Raw genomic sequence first — 18,817 nt, forward strand, 5'->3', positions numbered from 1 at the left:
GGGGTTATGGCGGGTCTGGGGTGATCCAATCCGTGAGCGATCGCCCCAGGTAGGCTTCCAAAAAGGCTCGGGCGGCGGCGGGTTCGATCGCCTCTAGGGCTGCCACGATGGCTGGAATTGCGTCGGCTTGGGGATCTTGGGTTTCGTTGAACCAATAATGCACGGTCGATCGGGCAATGCCCATGGTGACGGCGAGCCGGTTTTGGCTGATGCCGTAGTCTTGCAAGGTTTGTTTGAGTGCTTTTCCTGCTCGCGCCATGCCCCCAATGGTCTCAAAGGGGGGCTGATGGGCGCAATGATGAGGGCAATCGGGTAGGGTGCATGGGAGCAATTTGTAATCGTTACGAAACGGTTGATTTGTTCTCCCATGCACCGTGGATTGATCGCCACCCAACCGATCGTCGTTCCATGCGTGGCGGGTGGCGGTGCATGGGAGATGAATGGTGATTGGTATTGCCTTCCGGGCGTTCTCCCATGCACCCTACGGTTCTTGGATTAGGGCTTGGAAGCGGGGATCTTGGCGGATGGGGTCGAAGGCGCTGTTGGTTTTGGCCCAGTCCCGAGCTTGGGAGTTTAGCTTGATTGCTTGTCGTAGGTGGTCGATCGCTTTATCCACTTGACCTTGTTTGACATAACAGACAGCTTTGCCATACCAAGGGTAGTGGTCGTCGGGTTTGAATTGGATGGCTTTGTCGTAGCTGGCGATCGCCTCTTCATACCGCCCGAGATTCTTCAGCGCACGGCCTCGGCTGCTCCAGGCATAGTGGTAGTCGGGTTTGAGTTGGATTGCTCTGTCAAAGATAGAGATCGCCTCTTCATGCCGTTCGAGAAAAAGTAGCGTCAAGCCTCGGCCGTCCCAGGCATAGTGGTAGTCGGGTTTGAATTGGATTGCTTTGTCAAAGCTGGCGATGGCCTCTTCGTACCGTTTGAGATTAATCAGCGCACAGCCTCGTCTAAACCAGGCCTCGTAGAAGTCGGGACTGAGTTGGAGGGCTTTGTCAAAGCTGGCGATCGCCTCTTCATACCGTTTGCGACAATCCTGCCCAATGCCTTGACGATAAGAAAACCAACGACCAAGCCGCTTTCGCAATCCGGTGCGGGGTTGCGGGGGATGAATTACCAACTCGGTTGGGGCTTCTCGCCAAGGCTGTTTGACCGGTTCTTGGGGACTGGGCGGGGGTGGTGGAACCGATCCCACCCGCACGGTGGGCGCTTGGGAACTCAGGAACATTTGCTGAATCGTCTCCCAAGCAGCCGCTGCATCGCTGTAACGTTCTCGCCAATCGGGAGCCGTCAGCTTGCCCAACACCGATTGCAGCCGATCGCTCACCTGCACCAATGATTGATAGATAAACCTGCCCTGCCCGTCGCGCGGCAGCTTGAGAGCCGGTAATCCCGTCAAGGCTTGCAGCGCAATAATCCCTACCGCGTAGAGATCGCTTTGCAATCGGGCCTCTCCAATGGACTGCTCCGGGGCAATATAACCCTTTGAACCCAAAAACAAAGTGCGGGGATCTTGAATCAGTTGTGCTTGGCTATATTCCCCCGTTGCGACCTCTTTCACACCCCCAAAATCAATCAACACCAACTGGTCATCCGATCGCCGTCGAAGGATGTTATCGGGCTTGATATCTCGGTGAATCAAGGGATGCTGATGGACTACGGCTAATACCGACAGCAGATCAACCAAAAGTTGCACCACCGCCATTTCATCCCAGCGTTCTCCCTGGCCAATCTCCAAGCTGAGGGGTCGCCCATTGATGTGTTCCATCACAATAAAAAATTCGCCCCCTTCCTCAAACTTGGCAAACAAGGAGGGAATTCGATCATGGTGACCCAGGATCATCAGCTTGTCCGCTTCGCGATCAAAGTATTGTTTGGCAATCAATAAATCGTCGGGCAGAATTTGGGAACCATCGCGATCGAACTTGGGTTTGAAATGCTTCACCACACAATCGGGATGGCCGGGTAATTGCAAATCCTGGGCAATGTAGGTGTCACTAAAACCACCTTGCTTGCTCAGGAGTCGGTTAATCAGATAGCGATTTTGGAGGGTGCGGCCAATCATGAGGGGCAGTGAGCAGCGCTGGGAAAATGGTGGTCAGCCGCCTCTAATTTAGCCCCTAGTGTCAATGAAGCACCGATCGCCCCCGACGGCCACCAGGGCTTGGCTACAATCCGATCGAGCTGATCGATCGCCCTGCTGATTGCTGCCTCATTTCTCTGCTGTGATCACCTGTAAATTTAGAGCCGCAATCGGGGGCGATCGCCACGAGGCGATCGGGTAAGACCCGAGGGCTTGAATTTTCTTAAGGGATGGCTGATCAGCGCGATCGCGTGGCTAGACTGAGCGGTGAGGATTTGGCTGGTTTGGACGAGGGAACTCCATGAGTGCGTTTGATTTTCAGCGATCGGGCGATCGCCCCCCCAGATTCAGCAAAGCGCCCAAGCCTCGGGAGTTGGGGTGGTCGGTGTTGGCTCCCTTGGCCGATCGCGATCAGCACCCCTGTCCCATCTGTCGCCACGGACAAATTCAGCCGATGCCGATGATGGAGGATGCCTGGGCCTGCGATTTTTGTCGGCATCTGTTCACGCTGGATTTGCAATCTCGGATTTTGCGGGTGGAAGACAGCACCCAGCCCTTGCAGTGGCGTTGGTTGGGGCGATCGTGGCAACCGGTGCGCTACAGCAATGAAGCGCTCACACCGACCATTTGGCTGCTGGCCGTGATTTTGGCGATCGGGCCGGTGGGGTTGATTGGTTTGTCGCAATACCTCTTTCCCCCTTTGCCCAGCTCCCGATCGGTGGGATTTGGCCAAGGGTGGTTAATTTCAGCGGCGATCGGGCATTTCATTTTGGCCGCCTGGTTGGTGCTGGAACATTACCAGTGGCCGCTCTATGTGTCGTTGAAGTTGCGCTGGCAAGATTGGCGATCGAACCGCTGATTGTCCTGATTAATCATCCCAATTTGACTCGATTGGACTCGATTTGAGTTGATCTGAATCATGCGGATCGAATCGGCGCGATCAGCTGAAGCGCAATCCATGGGAGCGATTAACCAGGCTGGCCCCACCCGCGACCTAGGCCACCAATGATCCGTGACAGGTTTGGTCTGCCAATTCCCGTTCCCACTGCTGGGCCTCTTGAATCGCCTGGGCTACCACCGCTTGGCAACTGTGGCCCGTTTCCACCTGTTGGAGCCACTGTTGGGCGGCATTGCCTTCCCGCAAAATGCGCTGCAAGGGTGACAGGAAGCAGCTAAACCCGCGCTCTTTGGCGATCGGGCGTAATTCTGCATAGAGTTGGGCGATCCAATCCCTGGCCTTGATGGTGCGGCCATCCTGCCAATGGCGTAGGGATGCATCCAAGCTGTGGCGAGCGACGGCCATTTCGTTGGCCAGAGTCAACGACAATAAATCGTCATTGCGGGTGGTGGCCGGCAACAGGCTCGCAGTGAGTGGATCTAAGCTGGGATCGTCCATCAGTTGGCACAGCCGAGCCTCCAGTAGGGCCGTGATCGCCAGCAGGGCCAATGGGTCAATCACCGGGTCACAAATCCGCATTTCCAATCGATTCAGGTTATAGGGTCGGCAATCGCCGTTGGGCCGCACGGAACTCCAGAGGTGGCGGACATTTTGCATGGTTCCCAGTTCTAATTGCTCTTCCGTCCAGCGAATGAAGTGCGCGTGGCTTTCAAACAGGGGCACTCGATCGGGCGTTTGGGGAAACAGATGCCAGCGGGTGGAATGAAATCCGGTTGGTTCGCCATCCAAGAAAGGAGAGGAAGCACTCAGGGCCAAGTAAAGCGGCGCTTCCACCCGCACCAGCCGACAGGCCCGCATCAGCAGTTCTGGATCGGCAATGCCAATGTTGATGTGAACGCTGGCGGTGACGACTTTGGTTCCGTAGGTGCGTTCAATGTAGGCGTGGTAAGGGTTGGCCGGGTCAGATCGGTAGAAGCGATCGCTCCCGCCGAGGGCTAATGTGCCGCCGGGCACTAGGGTGTAGGGGCCCAGGGTTTTCAGGTATTGGCGCAGGCGCAACCGAGGAACGAGCAAATCGCACAGCAACCGCTCATAGCTGCACAGGGGAGCGGTGGTGTATTCCACGTTGCGGCTGTCGGGTTCGCGCACAAAGCCATCGAGGTTGGCGGTAATTCGATCGGACAGGCCCACAATTTGCCCATCGTGGGTTCCGGTATAGATTTCAATTTCAAAGCCTTTGGACAGCATCATAGGGAGTTGTGAAGCAATTGTGCGCGTCGGTCTGCTCTGCCAGCCCGATTTCTATTGTCGCCTGTGGCGCGATCGCCCGAGGGCTGTTCTGCCGTTGCTGGGATTTTTTGGGTCTTGAAAGGGGCGATCGCCCGGCGGCCGTTCTGTCGGGTTCTGGCCTGGTTTTGTTGGATCTAGTTTTTGTTGGATCTGGTTTTGCCTGGCCGGTGGGCGATATGTTGCGCGATCGCCCTTGTGGCGCATCAGTGGCCCAGAAACCGTAGCAGCTCAGAGACCGTAGCACTGGGCGACCTGAGCCGCTGCTCGGTGGATGAGGGCATGGCGATCGACCAGGGCCGCCAAATCATCGCAGTAGCCGCCGCCGATCGTGCAGGCCACGGGATAGCCCGCCGCTACACAGGTGGTCAGCACCTGCATATCCCGCCGAAACAAGCCAGAATCGGTGAGGGCGAGCTTGCCCAGCCGATCGCCTCCGTGGGGATCTACCCCCGCATCGTAAATCACCAGATCGGGCCGCACTTGGGCGAGCAAATCTGGCAGGAAGCGATCGAGCGTTTGTAAATAGTCATCATCTTCCATGCCCTCTGGCAATGCCACATCCAAATCGCTGGCCTGTTTGCGGGCGGGAAAATTTGCCTCGCAATGCATGGAAAAGGTGAAGACCTGCGGTTCGTTGCGGAAAATCCAGGCGGTTCCATCCCCTTGATGCACATCTAAGTCCACAATCAAGACCCGATCGACCAAGCCTTCGGCCTGCAAAACCCTGGTAGCGATCGCCAAATCGTTGAAGATGCAAAACCCGGAGCCAAAATCGGGGAAGGCATGGTGCGTGCCGCCCGCCAAATTGCAAGCCAGCCCATGGCGCAGGGCCAGCCGAGCCGTCAGCACCGTGCCACCCGCCGCCACGCAGGTGCGATTGGCCAAGGCTGGCGACCAGGGCAACCCGATTCGGCGCTGGGCTTTTGGATCCAAAGTGCCTTGGCAATAGGCTTCCACATAGGCGCGATCGTGCACCAGCTCAATCCAGTCCTGGGGCGGCCGATCGGGTTGGTGAAACTGTTCTGGGGTTGCCGTGCCATCGCTGCGTAACCGGTCATAGAGCCTTGCAAACTTTTGCATCGGGAACCGGTGGCCGGGTGGCAACGGCGCGACATAATCGGGGTGATAAACTAGCGGCACATTCATCGCAATCTTGGCTCCGCAATTTTGGCTCCTGGGGCCGACCTGCGGTGGGTCGCCGGTTCATCGCTGGTTAAAGTTGGGTTAACAAGCCTGGGATGGCAGGGCGATCGACCCGGTTCCCAGCTTGGGGCTATGGGGCTAATCAACGGTTGATTGCTCCGGTTGATGATTCCCCCATGATTGTCCCCAAACGTCTTCCTAGGGTAACGCTCTCGCCTTCGTTGTGCGATTCGGGTGATTTGGCGATTTGGGTAATCTGGGCGATCGCCCCCCAACGGTTTAATGAACTGAAAATAATGAATTGAAAATAATTGAAAGATTAATTGTTCAATTAGTTCATGGGATTTTGAAACGGGATTTTGTCCGTGCAACCTTTCAGCGCAACTTGGCTTTACGGCAGCAACGATCCGGAGAATGCTGCTTATTTTGAAACGATCCGCCAATGGTGGGTGAGCTTGGCGGGCAAGTCCGTGACCTGGCGACAGCGCTTGCTCGATCGCGCCACGGATCCCCAGACCCTCGATTGGGATGCGGAGCGCTTCGACGATGAATTCACCATCCAAGGGCCAGAAGTGCGGGGCATCACGTTCTATTACAAAAAGCTGGGCAGCGACTTGGAACGCAACAGCACGCCCCAATCCTTGAAGCTGTCAGCCAATGGGCAATATCTCTACATCTATCCCCAATCTCAAAATGATGTGGTGATTCGGGTGGGGCAGCCAGAAGCTCGCTTGGAAACAATCGCCCTCAACAATCCCACCGCCACGGTCAAAACCGGTGGTGGCCAATGCATTCTCACGTTGATCGATCGCCCAGCGGGCCAAGCTGTGGAAGTGACGCTGAATGCAGAATCCCTGCTGGCCCTCAAAAAGCTGTTGCCCTAGATCTTGTGCCGAGATCTTGATCAGCGAGGGGCCCGTGCCATGAGCCAATGCCGTCGAGGGCGATCGCCCCTGCGACAGCTTTGGATCGCCAGTTGGGCGATCGGGTTAGTGGGTTGCGCCAGTGGTCGCACCCTCAGTTTCCCGTTCGATGCGGCCGGAGCCAACCCCAACAGCCTCAACAGTGCCTTTTCGGAAACCAGCCCGGCCGTGGCGGGGCGCTTTTTGGTGTTTGTGTCCGATCGTCGGGGCAGCCAGGATGTGTTGCTCTATGACCTCCAGGAACGACGGGCGATCGAGCTGCCAGAGCTAAACGCCTTTGACACGATCGCCGCCAGCCCCAGCATTTCCAGCGATGGCCGTTGGATTGCCTTTTCTGCCAGTCGCCAAGGTCGCACCGACATTTACCTGTACGATCGCACCACTAACCAGCTCCGCAACCTGACCCAAGCCCTGCAACTGGAAACCCGCAACCCGCAACTGAGCGCCGACGGCAGCCGCATCGCCTTTGAAATTGAACGGAGTGGTCAGTGGGATATCGCAATTTACACCCGCGATGGCCAGCCCATTAATATTCCCTAACTAATTTCCTCTCCCCTAATCTCCTAATAGTCAGCCCATTAATATTCCCTAACTAAGTTCCTCTGTCCTGATCTCCTGATCTCTTGATCGCGTAATCTTACCCTGGACTAGAACCAAGCTTCGATGATTAGTTTTTATGAATTCTGATGATGGGATAATTTCTTTTGATTCAAAGAATTTCGTGTCTCATTTTTATAATTTCAAATCTCTAATTGATTTTTCTGGACTAAAAAATGAGTCGATTAGCTCTTTGATTAAGAACTGTTGCAAGAAATTTCAGTCTCTATCAAAAATATAAAGCTGATGTTTTGATTGCTCCATGAACTGACGAGCAAACTTATAACTGAAATAGTACTGACGAATTATATAGTTCCTTTATTTTATTCGGAGAAATGGCAATGACGAATGAGAACCAAAGAGTTTACAAGGTGGTGGTTAACCATGAGCAGCAGTATTCCATCTGGCCTGTGGAGCGAGGAAATCCCTGGGGATGGCGGGATGCAGGCAAAGAAGGGCTGAAGAGTGAATGCCTGAAATATATTCAAGAAGTATGGACTTAATGGACTTATTAGTGTCTTGTTGCATGGACGCAATCAGGATGCTGGGATGCATAGGCAGTTAATGGGCGGCCATTGGATAGGCGGCCATTTTGGGTTGCGGCCATTGGGTATGCAGTCATTTGGGGTTCGCCATGTGGCGGTGCCATTCCGTGGAGGGGTTTGCCAGTCGATCTGGTCTGGTCGATCTGGTCTGATCGAGAGGTTTCAAGCTTCTGATCTGTCCTAGCTCCGTATTTTTGCGGTATGGGCTAAATCGGCGGTCGGGGGACGATCGTTGATAGCATGGTGGTAGTATTTTGCTCCCTTCATTCGATTTCACGATCGCCCTGCGACCCGATGGCTGAACAATATTTGCTCGATAAGCTGCAATCCGTTGAGCAAACCTTTAATGAGTTAACCCGCCGCCTTGCGGATCCTGATGTGGCCACGGATCCGACGGAATTTCAGCGAGTGGCCAAGGCGCGATCGTCCTTGGAAGAAACGGTGGTGACCTATGACGCATGGAAAACGGCCGTCAGCGACCTGGAAGGGGCCCGCGAAATCCTGAAGGAGTCGGGCGATGACCCGGAGTTGCGGGAAATGGCACAACTGGAAGTTGAAGAGCTGAACGATCGGGTCGCCCAGTTGGAATATCAACTGAAAATTTTGCTGTTGCCCCGCGACCCCAACGACGACAAAAACATCATGTTGGAAATTCGGGCCGGCACGGGTGGCGATGAGGCCTGTATTTGGGCGGGCGATTTGCTGCGGATGTATTCCCGCTATGCCACCACTCAGGGTTGGAAGGTGGCGTTGGCGAGCGAGTCGCTGTCGGAGGCGGGCGGTTTTAAGGAAGTGATCCTGGAAGTGCAGGGCGATCGGGTTTACAGCAAGCTGAAGTATGAAGCGGGTGTTCACCGGGTGCAGCGCGTGCCGGCCACGGAAGCGGGCGGCCGGGTACATACTTCCACCGCCACGGTGGCGATTATGCCGGAGGTGGATGAAGTGGAAGTTCACATTGACCCGAAGGACATTGAGCTAACCACGGCGCGATCGGGCGGGGCTGGTGGCCAAAACGTGAACAAGGTGGAAACCGCCGCCGACCTGTACCACAAACCGACGGGCATTCGGGTGTTTTGTACGGAGGAGCGATCGCAGCTCAAGAACAAGGAGCGGGCGATGCAAATTTTGCGGGCCAAGCTCTACGAAATGAAGATGCGAGAGCAACAGGAGGCGGTGACTTCTGCCCGGCGATCGCAGGTGGGGAGTGGTTCCCGATCGGAAAAAATTCGCACCTATAACTACAAAGACAATCGCGTGACCGATCACCGTTTGGGCCAAAACTTCACCCTCACGGCGGCCCTCGAAGGTGACATTGACGAGATGATTCAGTCTTGCATCACCCAAGATCAACAGGCCCAATTGGAAGAACTGGCAGCCCAGGTTGGTTAACGTTATCCGCTGTTTGCACCCCTAACCATGTCCTGGCAACGTCCCGACGGTCGATCGCCCGACCAGCTCCGCCCCGTTCAGTTTCAGCGAAATTTCACCAAATATTCTGCCGGGTCTGTGTTGGCCTGTTGTGGTGACACGCAGGTGATTTGCACCGTGTCCGTGCAGTCCGGTGTGCCGCGCTGGCTGGCCGATTCGGGTCAGGGCTGGCTGACGGCGGAATATCGGATGATGCCGGGAGCCACGCCCGATCGGCAGTCGCGGGAAACCTTCAAGCTGTCCGGGCGCACCCAGGAAATTCAACGGTTAATTGGCCGGAGTTTGCGGGCGGCGGTGGATTTGCGGGGCTTGGGGGAGCGCACCCTGACGATCGATGCGGATGTGTTGCAGGCCGATGCGGGCACACGCACCACGGCGATCACGGGCTGCTATGTGGCGCTGGTGGATGCGTTGCAATCGCTGGTGGCCGCTGGAGAGTTGGCAACGCTGCCGATCGCCTCGCCGGTCGCTGCTGTTTCCGTGGGGTTGATCGAGGGAGCCGCCTATCTGGATTTGAACTACCCGGAAGATGTGGCCGCCGATGTGGACTTCAACGTGGTGATGAACGGCGAGGGTAATTTAATTGAAGTGCAGGGGACGGCGGAATCGGGCAGCTACAGCCGATCGCAACTGAATGCACTGCTGGATTTAGCCGAAAAAGGTATCGGTGAATTGATGGCGGCCCAAGCGGCTGCTCTGACCGACTCCAATGATTAGAAATCGCAGTTTTTAGGCGATCGCATAGCCTGAAAAGCGGCGGAAATGAGGTGGATGAAACCCAATCACAATATCTTCTTTGGGAATACCTCGTTCAACCAAATTTTGAGCAATATCCAGTTCAGTATTGTTGGCCTGAATCCAGATTTTTCCTTGCTTTAGGTCAAGGTGCATTGAGCAACCATAAATTCTTTGTTTGTTGTACCAGCCGATCGCCAAAACCTGGTAGTGGTCATGCTCGCTGTCAAACAAGGTTTGAACTTCAATATCACCATAGGATGGCTTGTAAGCTGCATAGTCTGTTAGAAGCTGCTTAATCACAACTCGATAGGCTTGCAGTTTTTCTGTTTCCGAATTTAAGGCTTCCATTCAAGAATTACCTCACTATTAACATCGTAAACCAAGAATTTAAGTTGATATTTCTCAATCACCATCTGTGGAAATGCTTTTTGGAAAAAGGTTTCATAGGCCGTATCAGGAATAGCTAGAAAGAGTTCTCGCTGTGGCTCAAAAACTTCTAGTGCAACTCGGTAATTGATAAATTGTCCAATTGCAAGATGAAAATCAGAAAGGCCAGAAGTATTTATAAAGCTCTTAATTTCAATGGCAATTTTATGATTATCACGTTCAGCGGCGAGTAATTTTTCTGCCCCTAGATCAATGAAAAAATCAACTCCGCCAACTTTTAAAAATAGAGGATCATTTGTAATAGTCCACCCATCTTTGATCAAGGCTGTTTTAACCACGTTATGGAATAGGTCTCTGGCCATTATGTTGTGATGGTTGAGGCGGAGGTTTCCCGGTGAATGACTGGTGTGATGATGAGTCTTCGCTTGACTGAATTTTAATCGATCGATTGTGGCAAATTGATCGCCCGGTGGTGGGGGCAAGGGGTTTAAACCCCTTGTCTGTTGATGGTGTCACGGGGCGTGGGTGGGTGTTGGGGCTGGCTGGTCAGTGGAACAATAGAAACCTGTTCGCGATCGCTGAGGACTTATGGCGCAGGTTTTGGTGCTGACGAATGATGACGGGTACGATGCGCCGGGGATTGCCGCGCTCGATCGCGCCGTTACGGAATTGCAGTTGGGTTCAGTGCGGTGGGTTGCGCCCGCAGCGGAACAGTCGGGCTGTGGCCACCAGATTACTAACCATCGGGTGCTGGCGGTGCAGGAGCGCGATCGCGGGTTTTCGGTGGCGGGTACACCGGCTGACTGTGTGCGGTTGGCCGTCAGTGAGCTGGTTCCCGAAGTGGGCCTGGTGCTGTCAGGAATCAACGCGGGCGGCAACTTGGGCACGGATGTCTATAACTCGGGTACGGTGGCGGCTGCTCGGGAAGCAACGCTGCAAGGCCGACGGGCGATCTCCCTGTCGCACTGGATCCGACGGCCCTTGGAAATCGATTGGGACTGGGCAGCTCAGCAGGCAGCGCGGGTGTTGCCCCTGTTGCTCGATCGCCCCTGGGAGCCGGGCAGTTTTTGGAATGTGAATTTCCCGCACCTTGACCCCGGCGCTCCCGATCCCGAAATCGTGTTTTGTGAGCTGTCTCGTGACCCGGTTCCACCGATCTACCGGCGTACAGAGGAGGGCTATCAGTACAACGGCATCTATGGGGGTCGTCCCTACAAACCCGGAACCGATGTGGCCATTTGCTTTGGTGGCGCGATCGCCGTTACGCAGTTGCGGATTTAGGGAGCCGATCGCGGGCGATCACTAGAATTGAATCAGTTTGTCTCCCTCGTAAGGCTGGTTATGGTGCTTGCTGTCTCCCGCGATCGGGCCCTGTTGCTGGCTGAGTTTCTCGCATTGCCTGAAACTCAACCGGCCAGCGAATACATCAACGGCCAGGTTCATCAGAAGCCAACACTACTTTGAATTGAAATAGCTCAGGCAATCCATTGAAAATTAATAGGAAAACGACCTAATTCTTGGATGCTTCTAATTCTGCTTTCATGCGCTCCAAGGTGATGTGCATCTGATCAAACATCATTTGAGGAGTCATCCCAAATTGCGAGAGGTGGGTTTTCAGTTGCTCCACCTGCATTTTGGCCATGAAATCATCTGACAATTCAAATCGCTTCATGAAAATTCGATAGCGATCGAGCACGGTTTCCATCTGTTCGATGTAAAGTCGCTTCCCTTCGCGATCGAACTTGCCGTAGTCACCCCCAAGCTGCACTAGGGATTGATAAGTGCCAAAAATTTCCTTGGCTTCCTGTTGGACAATTTCAGAATCAAAAATGCTCATGTTTTATGCCTGGGTCATTGTTAACACCCATTTGTCTTTGATCTTAGCCGATTCTCCTCTGAGGCAAAACGCCCACCCAGTCGGGAGATCCGAACTTGAACGATCGGACTTTGCGCAGAGAAATTAGGGCAATGAACAGGGGCGATCGATGGCTGGTTTGCTCGGTCTGCGGTTCAATGGGTGTTCAATGGGTGTAACCGATGTTGCTTTGGCGCGCGCCGCCCCTCGACCCGCCAATTTGCCAACTATCATGAACAATGGGCGCAACATCGCTGCCACCAACTCAGCCAAGGGAGTTCCAGACCGGTGCTGAGTTCCCAGAGTGGCCGAGGCTTGGCAACGGTCAACGCTCTATTGTTCGCCTGTTTTTCCTTGCTTTTTCTATGTTTCGTTGCTGAATCCGTTGTCTAACGAGTAACTTCCATTGCCAGCCAGTTAACTGAGGAGAGAACCATGACGGAAGTGGCAGGAACCTTAACCCGACCACGCAAGCGAACGATGGCCGTGGCCCTGGCCCTCACCTGTTTTGTGGTTCCCTTTGCATCGGGGTTGCACAAGTTCTATTTGCGGCAACGATGGTGGGGCGTGGCTTATTTTCTGTTTTTTTGGACAATGATTCCGCAAATTGCCAGTGCGATCGAGGCAATTTGGTATCTTTCTCAAGACCAAGAAGAGTTCGATCGCAACTTTAATAAAGAGCTACCGGCCGCCCAACGAACTGTCACGGTTACTGTGCAACCGGAGCGGGTAAATGCGGTGGGGGATGCCCTACGAGAATTGGATCGACTTCGCCAAGAGGGATTAATTTCTGAGGCAGAGTTTGAACAAAAGCGCCGTCTGCTACTCGACCAAATTTAGATTAGCTGTCATCAATCTAAGTTTGAAAGATTAAAAGGTTTGACCTTGGTTGCTGGGCGAACCATGACCTGATCTCAACTTTTTAGCACTGATTCAGATCTTGATCTAAGTTGGATCAAAATCTAGTAGCCACTCAAGTTTGGCTTAACCGAAATTCAGTTAGCTAGAAGTTTCCAGTTAGTTGAATCATCATAATTTTTGTTGACTTCTGTGCCTCAGTTCTCTTCTCAAAATCCGCTATTCAGTTGGCTTCAAGCTCCCTTTCAGCCTGCGAACCCGGCTTTGAAAGCAGCTCGCAGCAAAATTGCGCGTGATCCATTTTGTCGGCTCAATTCTGCGTTGGAAGTGGTAGTAGCGGCCGAAATGGGCATTGCAATTGATGCTAATCGCGCCAGCATTGATGATTGGTTACGATTGCCAGGGTTATCGATTCGGCAAGCCACCTTGCTGACTCAATTGAGTGCGAGTGGAGTGGTGTTTTATGGATTAGAAGATTTGGCTGCTGCTTTAGGGGTAACGGTGGCACAGTTGGAGCCTTGGACACCGGTTTTACGATTTTATTTTTACGATCCGGAGGCGGCTTCTTTTCAACGAACCTTGGATGCTAATCACGCCACAGTTGATGAACTGGAGCGGCTGCCGGGGGTCGATCGCGCCTTAGCAGAAAGAATGATTCGCGATCGTCAAGAGCGGGGTGCTTTCCGCAGTTTAATTGACTTAAAACGCCGCTTGAATTTATCTGGTGAACTGCTCGGAGAATTAATGCACTATTTGCGATTCCCAACGTCTTAGATGATACGCATTGCAGGAAATTTAATAAAAACGTTATTGATATCAAATTTTTAAAAGAAAAATGTAACAAATGAGATTGATGAAATGAACTTAATTGATGATTGGCCAAAAACGACGGAAGCCGCCAAAGAAATTCAAAATCAACTGCGCGATCGAGTGATCTTGCAGGATCAATTTTCTGCCCCAAAATTGATTGGGGGAGCTGATGTGGGGTTTGAAGAAAATGGCGCGATCGCCCGTGCAGCCGTTGTGGTTTTGAGCTTTCCTGGCTTAGAGCGACTCGAATTTGCGATCGCTCGAATTCCCACTCCTTTTCCCTATGTGCCGGGATTTTTATCCTTTCGAGAAGTGCCCGTGATTTTGCAAGCTTTTGATCAGCTTCAGCAAAAACCAGATCTGATTTTATGTGATGGTCAAGGCTATGCTCACCCGCGTCGGTTTGGGTTAGCTTGTCACTTGGGATTGTTGTTGAACCTGCCAACTATTGGTGTGGCAAAATCCCACTTGATTGGAACCCACGAGCCGCTAGATTTGGCGAAAGGAAGTTGGCAACCTTTGATCGATCGCGAAGAAACTATTGGCGCAATTGTTCGATCGCGCCACAATTGTCGGCCGCTTTATGTTTCCTCGGGGCATCGAGTGAGTTTGCCCACGGCGATCGAGTTGGTTTTGAATTGCACCCCGCGCTACAGACTGCCAGAAACTACCCGCTGGGCCGACGCGATCGCCTCTCAACGGGGGGCTTTCAAGAACACTGAGCCTGGTAAGGTCAGCCCATAGCTCAGCAATGGCCAATCAACCCTGATTCGATCCTGACTCAAGATATTGCTGCGATGCCAATCTGTTGCTTAGGTGTTGTTTTAGGCGCTTTTGCAGTGATGGACTGGCGATGAACGCAAGGGGCTTGCTTAGCGCTTTTTGAATTTCTGAGTCTAAACTTCAAACTAAACTTCAAACTAAATCTCGAATTTCAGTTCTCGTAAAGTTTGGCGAATTCGCTCCGCTTCCGGTGACTGCTGTTGATCATATAATTCAACGGCTGTCTTGAAGGCTTTCAGACTTTCGGGCACATTGCCACCTTTCAAGAAAGCTGCGCCTAAATTTTGGTGAAATTCGGGCTTTGCCGGATCGAGTTCAATAGCTTTTTGATAATGTTCGATCGCCTCCAAAGTACGGTTCATTGCTCGCAGGTTTGAACCTAAATTGTAATGGGCGATCGCAAAGTTGGGGTCAATGATCACTGCTTGGCGATAGCTCTCATAGGCCGCCTGTAGGTTTCCTTTTTGGCGATAAAGATTACCTAAATTGATCAAAGAACCTAATTTCAAAATTGGCAGAACTGGTTGGCGCAAAGCCGCACGATAATGGGCTTGGGCTAAATCGAGGTTCTGTTGTTGATTATAAAAAATTGCCAGGTGATAGTGTAGCTCATATAAAACTTCGGTCATTTTCTCTTGTTCTGCCCGCTTGAGACCGGTTTTCAAGAGTGCGATCCCTTGTTCTGGTTCTCCTAAGTCGATGAGCAGGGCCCCCAACTTGCTACAGACGTAGGGATCCTCTGGATTTGCTTTCCAAAAAACTTCCATGGCAGCCTTGGCCCGATCGGCTTTGGAAGCGCTGGCGATGCGATCGAGCCGATAGCCATCATGATCGATGGCCGGCATCGAAAGGGACACAATTTTCCAGTGTGGTTCCTGTTGCAAAAGCCGCACCACACTGTCATCAATAATGGCGTGGTAGGGGCGATCGAACTGAATTTCAGGATGTCGCCGAAACAAACGCGAGACCAAAGAATAGGGAGATTGCACTGCGCCCAATTCTCGACGCACCAAATTCACCACCAAATGCTCTGGATAGCTAACCGCTTCGCGAATCGGTTCGATCGCTTCCGGCAGCAACCACTCATCCGCATCCAACACCAATACCCAATCGCTCTCGATTTGGGCCAAGGCTGCGTTTCGAGCGGCCGCAAAATCATTGCACCAATCGAAAAAAGCCACCCGCGCCCCATGCGATCGGGCCCGCTCAACGGTGTCATCGGTGGAACCCGTATCTAACACTAAAATTTCATCCACACAGTCGCGCACACTGTTGAGGCAGCGATCGATCTGATGGGCTTCATTTTTGACAATGAGCGATAAACAGATACTCATGGCCGAAACACCGAGTGTAAATCTGAAGGGTAGATAATGCCGTTAAAATAACGAGATGATCGTTTGATCTTCGTCAATCTGAGCGCTGATCTGATATTGATCGATTCCGGCTTGAACCAGATCTTAATCAGTCCTTAAATTGCGGTTTGTACGCAATTCCCAATCACAACCTCCCGCTTTCATACTGGCTAAATCGTTTCATAAATTGTCTCATCCTATGCCCCAAGACGTTCCACTCGGCTCAGTCATTCAAGGTTCCCTTAGCGAAGGGCTGGAGGTGCGGCTCCATGCCGATGTTTCCGTGGAAGAGATGCGAGTGGGCAAATTTTTGGTGGTGCGGGGGCGGCGATCGCACTTTTTTTGCATGTTAACCGATGTGGCTTTGGGAACCTCCAGCCAACGAATTACGATCGATCCGCCCCATCCCGATGATGATTTTTTGCGCGATGTGCTGGCCGGCAGTGGCACTTTTGGGACGATCGAACTCGCTCCCATGTTGATGTTTGTGCCCCAAGCAGAGATGGACTGGGAAACCCTGCCCTTACCCGATCACTTGGCTCCAGAACCTGCCCGATCGGCCCGCAAAAACGGCAAAGCCAAGGACAAAAACGGCAATCAAACATCCAGTAATTTAGCCTCCTTTGCTGCTAACCGCGATGCCAATTTGGAATTGTTACCCGTGAAAACCATTCCTAGTCACTTTTCGCAGGTCTATGAAGCGAGCGATCGGGACTTTCGGATCGTGTTTGGTTGGGAAGACGATCCCCAGCGACGCAATTTTGCGATTGGAATGCCGATCGATACCGATGTGCCCGTTTGCATTGACCTCGATCGGTTCGTGGAGCGCAGTAACGGCGTTTTTGGGAAATCGGGAACCGGGAAATCATTCCTCACCCGTCTGCTGTTGGCGGGCACAATTCGCAAGCAAGTGGCGGTGAACTTAATCTTTGATATGCATTCGGAATATGGCTGGGAAGCCATGCGCGAAGGCAAAGGAATCAACACCGTCAAAGGGTTGCGACAACTTTTCCCGGGGCAAGTGGAAATTTACACCCTGGACGCGGAATCCACCAAGCGCCGAGGCGTGCGCGATGCCCGAGAACTCTACATCAGTTATGACCAAATTGATGTGGAAGATTTGATGCTGGTGAGTGCGGAACTGAATCTTTCCGAAGCCAGCGTTGAAAATGCAATTATTTTGCAAAATGAATTTGGTAAATCTTGGATTTCACGGCTCCTCAGCATGACCAATGAGGAAATTCAGGATTTTTGCGAAACCAAAATGGGCAGCAAATCTTCGATCATGGCGCTGCAACGAAAGTTAAATCGTCTTGATCAAATCAAATATATGAGAAATGCTGGCTCGGATTATATCAAGCAAATTTTGGACTCCCTGGAAGCTGGAAAACACGTCATCATCGAATTCGGTTCCCAATCAAACATGCTGGCTTATATGCTAGCCACCAATATTATTTCTCGTCGAATTCATGGCATTTACGTGCGCAAAGCCGAGCGCTTTTTGCAAACCAAGGATCCCAACGATAAGCCCCGCCAATTGATGATCACGATTGAGGAAGCACACCGATTTCTAGACCCTGCTACCGCCAAGCAAACTATTTTCGGCACGATCGCCCGTGAAATGCGGAAATATTTTGTCACCTTGCTGGTGGTTGATCAGCGTCCCTCGGGGATTGATAACGAGGTCATGTCGCAAATTGGAACCAGAATTACAGCCCTGTTGAATGACGAAAAAGATATTGAAGCTATCTTTACCGGCGTGGCAGGAGGACAAAGCCTGCGATCGGTTTTGGCCAAGCTGGATTCCAAGCAACAGGCCCTAGTTTTGGGCCATGCTGTGCCCATGCCTGTAGTGGTTAGAACTCGTCCCTATGACGAGAAGTTCTATGCGGAAATTGGCGACACTTTTTGGGAAGAACTGCCCGATGAAATCGCGATCGCGGAAGGGGACAAAGCCAAGGCTGATTTGGGATTTTAAAACGTGCTCATAGAACGTTGATGGGTTGGGTTATGGGGCAGGCGATTGATCGGGCGATCGCCCGCAGGATCTTGAGCACCTGAAACTTGAGTGTCCAAAATCCTTACAACAGCCGTGATTGTTCCTCAACCCCCAAGCGACCAGTTATGGCAATGTCCATGGCTACGGCTACGGCTACGGTGATCAGGGGCGATCGCGCGGGCCCGCAAGGCTTAACAGTGGTGTGACAAAAACTTCGTATGACTGCCATGGCAATGTCGCACCCGCTGGCTATACCTAGACCATGATGCTGATCCTCGGAAGCGGCTGAAGGGGTTTCCAAAACCCCAACCCAGCGCACCAACCAAGCGCAGGGCGGGATACCAATCTTTCAGGTTCGGTTATTGCTCCCCAGTCTGTCGTACCCAATTCCAACTTTTGCGATCACTATGGAAAAAGAGTCGCGCTCAGAAACCTGAAAAAGCCTGATTCTTCATTCAAGTTTGTGGAGTGAATAACAGCCCAATTTCAGTGATTCGGTATTTGTTTCGACCCTTAACGTTACCGATCGAGCTGAGATCTTGCTTCCGGGAGATTCACCAATGAACTTCAAGGAAACTGAATGCCCATAACTCCCTTCGTGATCGCACTCCAATCCTTCTTGAATGGCTGATTTTCAGTGCATTTCTGGCTGATTCTGAACTGGTTTTGATGGATTCTGGCTGATTTTCGGGTGATTTTTGATGGATTTCCGGTTGATTTCTGGTTGGTTGCTGAATTTTCAGTTGTGACCGAATTTGACTAACTGAGTTTTGGCTGACTTTGGTTACGTTTTTCGTGGTTTTGCGAAATTGTCGCCTAATGGCTCGCCGTAACTCTGCTGGGAACTGTTGCCCAAGGTTAATTTAATGAACTTTTTGCAATCCAAGACCGTCTAATTCTTTGTCCCTTTGAGTGTTGCCAGGTGGGTTTTGGCCGCTCTTGGTTTGTGGACTCTTGACCTTTGGATCTTCAGTGTAGATCCGAATTTGGAATTTGTGGGACTCGTTTCCCAGGGCGTTTTTTGAAACAGACTTGCTCATCAATGAACGCCGATAACGCTGACGAATAATGCCGACCCGCAAGCTCTTGTGCTCGCGTCTTTGTGATTGAAAATAGGATGCTGAC

At 52.3% G+C, this 18,817-nt stretch carries 21 protein-coding genes and 1 pseudogene; 13 read left to right on the forward strand and 9 right to left on the reverse strand.

Features of this window, described 5'->3' with window-relative positions:
• Nucleotides 1-4 precede the first annotated feature (4 nt).
• Both H6G52_RS09680 and H6G52_RS09685 read right to left on the reverse strand, forming a co-directional pair.
• The gene (locus tag H6G52_RS09680; RefSeq protein WP_099533679.1) at nt 5-259 is read right to left on the reverse strand and encodes a helix-turn-helix transcriptional regulator; all 255 of its coding nucleotides are present in this window, start codon (nt 257-259) and stop codon (nt 5-7) included.
• A 222-nt stretch (nt 260-481) separates the two neighbouring features.
• On the reverse strand, nt 482-2,068 hold the full coding sequence (locus tag H6G52_RS09685; RefSeq protein WP_190527977.1) for a tetratricopeptide repeat protein: 1,587 nt from the start codon (nt 2,066-2,068) through the stop codon (nt 482-484).
• A 319-nt stretch (nt 2,069-2,387) separates the two neighbouring features.
• Between H6G52_RS09685 and H6G52_RS09690 the strand changes: the two genes are divergently transcribed.
• Nucleotides 2,388-2,945 (forward strand): hypothetical protein, encoded by a 558-nt coding sequence (locus H6G52_RS09690; RefSeq protein WP_190527979.1) that lies wholly within the window; start codon nt 2,388-2,390, stop codon nt 2,943-2,945.
• Nucleotides 2,946-3,080: 135 nt separating this feature from the next.
• On the opposite strand, the gene gshA is transcribed toward H6G52_RS09690, so the two are convergent.
• Nucleotides 3,081-4,235: a glutamate--cysteine ligase gene (gene gshA / locus H6G52_RS09695; protein WP_190527981.1), complete on the reverse strand. Its 1,155-nt coding sequence runs from the start codon at nt 4,233-4,235 to the stop codon at nt 3,081-3,083.
• Nucleotides 4,236-4,243: 8 nt separating this feature from the next.
• Here gshA and H6G52_RS09700 point away from each other — a divergent pair, with 8 nt between their 5' ends.
• Nucleotides 4,244-4,498, forward strand: coding sequence for a hypothetical protein (locus H6G52_RS09700; RefSeq protein WP_190527983.1), 255 nt, complete (start codon nt 4,244-4,246; stop codon nt 4,496-4,498).
• Nucleotides 4,499-4,502: 4 nt separating this feature from the next.
• Here H6G52_RS09700 and H6G52_RS09705 read toward each other — a convergent pair whose 3' ends face one another.
• On the reverse strand, nt 4,503-5,420 hold the full coding sequence (locus H6G52_RS09705; RefSeq protein WP_099533671.1) for a histone deacetylase: 918 nt from the start codon (nt 5,418-5,420) through the stop codon (nt 4,503-4,505).
• 362 nt (nt 5,421-5,782) lie between these two features.
• Between H6G52_RS09705 and H6G52_RS09710 the strand changes: the two genes are divergently transcribed.
• The 5 genes from H6G52_RS09710 to rph all read left to right on the forward strand — a co-directional run bounded on the left by H6G52_RS09710 (nt 5,783) and on the right by rph (nt 9,627).
• Nucleotides 5,783-6,301, forward strand: a complete 519-nt coding sequence (locus H6G52_RS09710) for a hypothetical protein (RefSeq protein ID WP_099533668.1) — start codon at nt 5,783-5,785, stop codon at nt 6,299-6,301.
• Nucleotides 6,302-6,340: 39 nt separating this feature from the next.
• The gene (locus H6G52_RS09715) at nt 6,341-6,880 is read left to right on the forward strand and encodes a PD40 domain-containing protein (RefSeq protein WP_190527985.1); all 540 of its coding nucleotides are present in this window, start codon (nt 6,341-6,343) and stop codon (nt 6,878-6,880) included.
• A gap of 392 nt (nt 6,881-7,272) precedes the next feature.
• A complete protein-coding gene (locus H6G52_RS19095) occupies nt 7,273-7,440 on the forward strand; it encodes an MbtH family protein (protein ID WP_199312305.1) in 168 nt (55 codons plus the stop codon).
• A gap of 336 nt (nt 7,441-7,776) precedes the next feature.
• Nucleotides 7,777-8,871 carry a peptide chain release factor 1 gene (gene prfA / locus H6G52_RS09725; RefSeq protein ID WP_190527987.1) on the forward strand — a complete coding sequence of 365 codons (1,095 nt, stop codon included), beginning with the start codon at nt 7,777-7,779 and terminating at the stop codon, nt 8,869-8,871.
• A gap of 27 nt (nt 8,872-8,898) precedes the next feature.
• On the forward strand, nt 8,899-9,627 hold the full coding sequence (rph, locus tag H6G52_RS09730; protein WP_190527989.1) for a ribonuclease PH: 729 nt from the start codon (nt 8,899-8,901) through the stop codon (nt 9,625-9,627).
• A 12-nt stretch (nt 9,628-9,639) separates the two neighbouring features.
• Here the strand turns inward: rph and H6G52_RS09735 are convergent, their stop codons facing one another.
• Both H6G52_RS09735 and H6G52_RS09740 read right to left on the reverse strand, forming a co-directional pair.
• Nucleotides 9,640-9,996: a XisI protein gene (locus tag H6G52_RS09735; RefSeq protein ID WP_190527991.1), complete on the reverse strand. Its 357-nt coding sequence runs from the start codon at nt 9,994-9,996 to the stop codon at nt 9,640-9,642.
• Nucleotides 9,984-10,397 (reverse strand): XisH family protein, encoded by a 414-nt coding sequence (locus tag H6G52_RS09740; RefSeq protein ID WP_190528066.1) that lies wholly within the window; start codon nt 10,395-10,397, stop codon nt 9,984-9,986. Before H6G52_RS09740 ends, H6G52_RS09735 begins: the two co-directional genes overlap by 13 nt.
• Nucleotides 10,398-10,623: 226 nt before the next feature.
• Here H6G52_RS09740 and surE point away from each other — a divergent pair, with 226 nt between their 5' ends.
• Together surE and H6G52_RS19100 are read left to right on the forward strand one after the other, a co-directional pair.
• Nucleotides 10,624-11,316 (forward strand): 5'/3'-nucleotidase SurE, encoded by a 693-nt coding sequence (gene surE / locus H6G52_RS09745; protein ID WP_190527993.1) that lies wholly within the window; start codon nt 10,624-10,626, stop codon nt 11,314-11,316.
• Nucleotides 11,317-11,376: 60 nt separating this feature from the next.
• A pseudogene (locus tag H6G52_RS19100) lies at nt 11,377-11,487 on the forward strand (Uma2 family endonuclease); the annotation flags it as partial.
• A gap of 58 nt (nt 11,488-11,545) precedes the next feature.
• Here the strand turns inward: H6G52_RS19100 and H6G52_RS09750 are convergent.
• A complete protein-coding gene (locus H6G52_RS09750) occupies nt 11,546-11,872 on the reverse strand; it encodes a DUF1825 family protein (RefSeq protein WP_099533655.1) in 327 nt (108 codons plus the stop codon).
• Nucleotides 11,873-12,325: 453 nt separating this feature from the next.
• Here H6G52_RS09750 and H6G52_RS09755 point away from each other — a divergent pair, with 453 nt between their 5' ends.
• The 3 genes from H6G52_RS09755 (at nt 12,326) to nfi (ending at nt 14,302) form a co-directional block, all read left to right on the forward strand.
• Nucleotides 12,326-12,730, forward strand: a complete 405-nt coding sequence (locus H6G52_RS09755; RefSeq protein WP_099533653.1) for an NINE protein — start codon at nt 12,326-12,328, stop codon at nt 12,728-12,730.
• A gap of 363 nt (nt 12,731-13,093) precedes the next feature.
• Nucleotides 13,094-13,522: a ComEA family DNA-binding protein gene (locus H6G52_RS09760; RefSeq protein WP_099533742.1), complete on the forward strand. Its 429-nt coding sequence runs from the start codon at nt 13,094-13,096 to the stop codon at nt 13,520-13,522.
• A gap of 84 nt (nt 13,523-13,606) precedes the next feature.
• Nucleotides 13,607-14,302 (forward strand): deoxyribonuclease V, encoded by a 696-nt coding sequence (gene nfi / locus H6G52_RS09765; protein WP_190527997.1) that lies wholly within the window; start codon nt 13,607-13,609, stop codon nt 14,300-14,302.
• A gap of 176 nt (nt 14,303-14,478) precedes the next feature.
• Here the strand turns inward: nfi and H6G52_RS09770 are convergent, their stop codons facing one another.
• Nucleotides 14,479-15,675 (reverse strand): tetratricopeptide repeat protein, encoded by a 1,197-nt coding sequence (locus H6G52_RS09770; RefSeq protein ID WP_190527999.1) that lies wholly within the window; start codon nt 15,673-15,675, stop codon nt 14,479-14,481.
• Between the two features lie 217 nt (nt 15,676-15,892).
• Here H6G52_RS09770 and H6G52_RS09775 point away from each other — a divergent pair, with 217 nt between their 5' ends.
• Nucleotides 15,893-17,671: a helicase HerA domain-containing protein gene (locus H6G52_RS09775; RefSeq protein ID WP_190528001.1), complete on the forward strand. Its 1,779-nt coding sequence runs from the start codon at nt 15,893-15,895 to the stop codon at nt 17,669-17,671.
• Between the two features lie 103 nt (nt 17,672-17,774).
• On the opposite strand, the gene H6G52_RS09780 is transcribed toward H6G52_RS09775, so the two are convergent.
• Nucleotides 17,775-17,921, reverse strand: coding sequence for a hypothetical protein (locus H6G52_RS09780; protein ID WP_190528003.1), 147 nt, complete (start codon nt 17,919-17,921; stop codon nt 17,775-17,777).
• Between the last annotated feature and the right edge of the window lie 896 nt (nt 17,922-18,817).

This window comes from Limnothrix sp. FACHB-881 (assembly GCF_014698135.1).
GTDB lineage: Bacteria > Cyanobacteriota > Cyanobacteriia > CACIAM-69d > CACIAM-69d > CACIAM-69d.